Raw genomic sequence first — 5,091 nt, 5'->3', positions numbered from 1 at the left:
CGTGCCCACGGGGATGAACCGCACAGGCAAAGCCGGACGAGGGTGGCTGATATGTGTTCCCCGTGCCCACGGGGATGAACCGGAGTGTGCATTAGGCTTCTCCTTTGATGTATTGTGTTCCCCGTGCCCAAGGGGATGAACCGTCCATTTATTGACGCCTAAATGGTAGCGATTTGTGTTCCCCGTACCCACGGGGATGAACCGACATTATCAGAGTTGAGGATTATGAGTGATGAGTGTTCCCCGTGCCTACGGGGGTGAACCGGTGCCACAAGGCAAAACTTAATAAGAGGATTTGTGTTCCCCGTACCCACGGGGATTAAGCTGTAATCAAGTTCTATATAGTTAGATACCACCTCTGGCGATGTTTTGGTACAGCCAGAATAAGTCTATAAATGTATTTAAAAAGAATGAAAAAATAGTTAATGTTTGTTGCGTGTTGCGCAATAAGGTATTTTATGAAATGATATACAATATGATTAAAAATTTTAAACATAAAGGTCTAAAAAAATTCTTCCTAACAGGTAGCGTTGTTGGGATTCAACCAAACCACTCAGCAAGGTTGCGAGATATGCTTGCATTTCTCGATACTGCTGATTGTATAGAAGATATGGACTTGCCCGGTTATCACTTGCACCCGTTAAAAGGGGATAGAGCAGGGGAACATTCAATAACGGTTTCCGGTAATTGGCGAATTGTTTTTGAGTTTATCGACGGTGACGCTTATTTAGTTAATTATGAGGATTATCACTAATGACTTTACAACAATTTAACCCACCTCATGTTGGCGAATTGATCCAACGTACATATATTGATCCCTTCGATAAGGTATCTGCAAATAAAATTGCTGAGGCTTTAAAAGTAAGCCCCAGTACATTCAATAGACTGTTGAACGGTAAGTCTGACTTATCACCAGAAATGGCTGTCAGACTTTCGATTGTGTTAGGGCGTAGTGCAAAAAGCTGGATGAGACTACAAGAAAACTATGATTTGTGGCAGGCTAGTCTAAAAGTAGACACAAAACAGCTCAAAAAATTTGATTTTGAAGTGTTGGCAGAAGCAATCTAAAGAGTGATTAAATGTTATCTGGTTTAAATCTGACTTATGCTCCGTGCCTATGGGAATAAACCTAAGTTAACGACTATCGATGACCTCTTCTTATGACTTTGGGAGTTAGAGCTTTCTGTATGGGGTTATGTTAATTGAGTGCGAATTATCTTTCATCACTTTAAAAATGAACTCTGAGACTGGGAACAGTGGTGATGACATGTGCCAGTGTATGGAAAAATGTAGGTTAATAATTGCTTATGTTAGTGGAAGCCCTCACTCCTGATGTGCCAGGCGGGCAGCGAATTAGATACCATCAGAGCACATTCTCGTATCTTTACGCCAAAAGATAGACTATCGTCTTTAAGGTGGTTATGGTACAGATTACAGCTAATAATTTGTAAATAATTGCGCAATACCTGAGTGCCTTGCTTCACTGTAGATAACTGGCAATCACTGTAAGAAGTTACACCTGAGTTACACTGAAACAAAAAAGCCTCAGAGCATGAAGTTCTGAGGCTTTATATTCTTTGGCTCCCCGAGCTGGACTCGAACCAGCGACCCAATGATTAACAGTCATTTGCTCTACCAACTGAGCTATCGGGGAACAGAAAGATGGCTATTCTAGTGGCTTGACCTGTGTAGGTCAAGCCTAAATTTGAATAATTTTTTATGCAATAAATTCGGCGATACGAATCAGTGCGTTACGAAGATTCTCTTCGCTGGTGGCGATTGAAAGACGAATGTGGTTTTTCAATCCGAACGCAGAACCAGGGACAACAGCCACGCCTTTTTCAACCAATAAGGCTTCAGCAAAGTCCATGTCATCGTTCAATTCTGGTTTGTTTTCCAGTACACCAGCGATACTTGGGAAGACATAGAACGTGCCGTCAGTTTCTAATGAATCAACACCAGGCATTTTGTTCAATTCAGCCACAACGAAATCGTGACGTTTTTTGAATTCGGTCAGCATGGTTTTGATGCATGACTGATCGCCATTCAGTGCTTCCACAGCAGCTGCCTGAGAAATAGATGCTGGGTTAGAAGTACTTTGAGATTGTACTTTTTTCATCGCAGCAATCAGTGGAGTCGGGCCCGCTGCATAACCAATACGCCAGCCCGTCATTGAATAGGCTTTAGATACACCATTCATGACCAGTGTTCTGTCATACAAATCCGGGCACGCATTCAAAATATTGCAGAAAGGTTCATCCGCCCAGTAGATATGTTCGTACATATCGTCAGTAGCAATAAGAATGTTTGGATGTTTACGTAATACGTCGCCCAACGCTTCAAGCTCTTTTAAGCTGTAAGCCATGCCGGTTGGGTTAGATGGGCTGTTGATAACGAACAGTTTTGTTTTATCTGTAATAGCAGCTTCTAATTGCTCAGGTGTGATTTTGAACTGGTTTTCCTGACCGGCTTCGATAATAACCGGTACACCGTCAGCAAGCAGGGTCATATCAGGGTATGATACCCAGTATGGTGCTGGAATGATGACTTCATCGCCCGCTTCAATAAAGGCTTGAGCCAGGTTGAAAAAGCTTTGTTTTCCACCGACGGAAACTAAGACTTGATTCGCGGCATACTCGAGCCCATTATCTCTTGAGAACTTTTTGATGATGGCTTCTTTCAAATCTGCTGTGCCATCGACAGGCGTGTATTTTGTTTTGCCGCTGTGGATAGCCTCAATAGCAGCTTGTTTGATGTGTTCAGGTGTATCGAAGTCGGGTTCGCCTGCACCCAGACCAATAACATCTTTGCCTTCGGCTCTCAGCGCAGCAGCACGTGCTGTGATAGCCAAAGTCGGAGACGGTTTGATGTTTTGAACACGTTGGGAGAGCTTGATAGTCAAAATCTTTCCTTCATTTAACACGGTAAATTGATAAATATCTCAATAATATACGCCAAACATAATCGATGCTAAAGACGTATGAGTAAACATTTTCAGCTAGTCAGCGAATTTTCTCCCGCCGGAGATCAGCCAACCGCAATCAAGACTTTGATTGAGGGCTTGGAAAACGGTGAAATGTGGCAAACCCTGCTTGGGGTAACGGGTTCAGGTAAAACGTTCACCATTGCGAATGTTGCGCAAGCACTGGGCAGGCCGATGATGATTTTGGCGCCTAATAAGACCTTGGCCGCGCAACTTTATAGTGAGATGAAAGATTTCTTTCCCAATAATGCGGTGGAATATTTTGTCTCCTACTACGACTATTATCAGCCTGAAGCGTATGTGCCTTCCTCTGATACTTTTATAGATAAAGATGCGTCGGTAAACGAGCAGATTGAACAAATGCGTTTGTCGGCAACCAAAGCCATGCTGGAAAGACGGGATGCGATTATTGTATCGAGTGTGTCCTGTATCTATGGCTTGGGTGAGAAAGATGCTTACCTGGAAATGGTGTTACATCTGGTTCAGGGCGACGTTATCAGTCAGCGGGATATATTAAGAAGATTGACGGAACTGCAGTACAGCCGAAATGATGTTGAGCTTCACCGTGGTACTTATCGCGTAAGAGGCGAGGTGATTGATATCTTCCCGGCAGAATCTGAACGTGATGCCGTCAGAGTGGAATTATTCGATGATGAAGTGGAGCAGATCAGCTACTTCGATCCGCTGACTGGTGAAATCCTGCAGAGGATGAGCCGAATTACTATTTATCCCAAAACTCACTATGTCACGCCGCGCGATAACTTATTAAAAGCCGTCGATGCCATCAAAGAAGAGTTAAAAGAACGACTCGAACATCTCAATGCTGACAATAAGCTGGTCGAAGCACAACGTTTAGAACAACGCACTCGCTTTGATATCGAGATGTTGCTGGAGCTGGGGTATTGCAACGGCATCGAAAACTATTCCAGACATTTGTCAGGACGCGGTCCTGGTGAGGCGCCGCCGACTTTATTTGATTACCTGCCTGATGATGCGATTCTGGTCATTGATGAAAGTCACGTGATGGTGCCTCAGATTGGTGCTATGTACAAAGGTGACCGTTCCAGAAAAGAGACATTGGTCAATTATGGTTTCCGTTTGCCTTCAGCACTTGATAACCGACCGTTGATGTTTGAAGAGTGGGAGAAATTAGCCCCACAAACCATCTTTGTATCAGCCACACCCGGCAAATATGAAAATGAACATTCCAGCACGATTGTCGAACAAGTGGTCAGACCGACAGGACTCGTGGATCCACAAGTGGAAATTCGCCCCGTCGGGACACAGGTTGATGATGTCTTATCAGAAATTAATAAGCGTGCGGCGGTGGGGGAGCGGGTATTAATTACTACGTTAACGAAACGCATGGCTGAAGATTTGACGGAATATCTGCGTGAGCACAATGTCAAAGTACGTTATCTGCATTCTGATATAGATACTGTTGAACGGGTTGAGATTATTCGTGATTTACGACTGGGTGAGTTTGATGTGCTTATTGGCATTAACTTGTTACGAGAAGGTCTGGACATTCCTGAAGTCTCATTAGTCGCGATACTGGATGCAGATAAAGAAGGTTTCCTACGTAGTGACCGCTCTCTTATTCAGACAATTGGTCGTGCAGCCAGAAACTTAAATGGTAGAGCGATTTTGTATGCCGATGAAATAACAGGTTCCATGCGGCGGGCTATTGATGAAACGGACCGTCGACGCGAAAAACAAATTGCCTTTAACGAAGAACATGGCATCACACCACAAGGCATCAAAAAAGCGATCAGAATGGGAATGGACGATGCGATGTCCAAACCGGCTAATGATAGACATGCTACAGAAGTCGCTGAAGAGCAGGCCAAGTATGCCTCACTGACGCCTCAGCAATTGGCTAAACGTATTCAGCAGATTGAAAACGCCATGTATAAACATGCGCAAAACCTTGAATTTGAAGAAGCTGCCAAGCTACGTGATGACTTGGAACATTTGCGGAAGGTGGCACTGGGCCCGGCTGTGATTTAAAGGGCTTGCAATCTGTCGTTAGCTGCGTATAATTTCGCAGCTTCACGGCAGGCACGTAGCTCAGTTGGTTAGAGCACCACCTTGACATGGTGGGGGTC

Annotated in this window: 4 protein-coding genes and 1 tRNA gene; 3 read left to right on the top strand and 2 right to left on the bottom strand. The window is 44.2% G+C overall.

Features of this window, described 5'->3' with window-relative positions:
- Positions 1-475: 475 nt before the first annotated feature.
- Positions 476-754, top strand: a complete 279-nt coding sequence (locus tag B2248_RS09805; protein WP_273182026.1) for a type II toxin-antitoxin system RelE/ParE family toxin — start codon at positions 476-478, stop codon at positions 752-754.
- Entirely contained in the window at positions 754-1,068 is a 315-nt protein-coding gene (locus tag B2248_RS09800) for a HigA family addiction module antitoxin (RefSeq protein WP_007145594.1), read from the top strand. Before B2248_RS09805 ends, B2248_RS09800 begins: the two co-directional genes overlap by 1 nt.
- Positions 1,069-1,578: 510 nt before the next feature.
- On the opposite strand, the gene B2248_RS09795 is transcribed toward B2248_RS09800, so the two are convergent.
- Positions 1,579-1,654 (bottom strand) — tRNA-Asn (locus B2248_RS09795).
- Positions 1,655-1,717: 63 nt separating this feature from the next.
- Positions 1,718-2,902: a pyridoxal phosphate-dependent aminotransferase gene (locus tag B2248_RS09790; protein WP_273182024.1), complete on the bottom strand. Its 1,185-nt coding sequence runs from the start codon at positions 2,900-2,902 to the stop codon at positions 1,718-1,720.
- Positions 2,903-2,980: 78 nt separating this feature from the next.
- Between B2248_RS09790 and uvrB the strand changes: the two genes are divergently transcribed.
- Entirely contained in the window at positions 2,981-4,993 is a 2,013-nt protein-coding gene (uvrB, locus tag B2248_RS09785) for an excinuclease ABC subunit UvrB (RefSeq protein ID WP_273182022.1), read from the top strand.
- The last annotated feature ends 98 nt before the right edge of the window (positions 4,994-5,091 follow it).

The sequence above is a fragment of the Methylophaga sp. UBA2012 genome (assembly GCF_002335235.1).
Taxonomy (GTDB): Bacteria; Pseudomonadota; Gammaproteobacteria; order Nitrosococcales; family Methylophagaceae; genus Methylophaga; species Methylophaga thalassica.
The sequence above is the reverse complement of the archived record's forward strand: the minus strand, read 5'-3'. Positions and strand labels throughout refer to the sequence as shown.

Excerpts from the sequence above, each read along its gene's own strand:
- B2248_RS09800 (WP_007145594.1), top strand. The coding sequence starts at position 754 with ATGACTTTACAACAATTTAACCCACCTCATGTTGGCGAATTGATCCAA.
- B2248_RS09805 (WP_273182026.1), top strand. The coding sequence starts at position 476 with ATGATTAAAAATTTTAAACATAAAGGTCTAAAAAAATTCTTCCTAACA.
- uvrB (WP_273182022.1), top strand. The coding sequence starts at position 2,981 with ATGAGTAAACATTTTCAGCTAGTCAGCGAATTTTCTCCCGCCGGAGAT.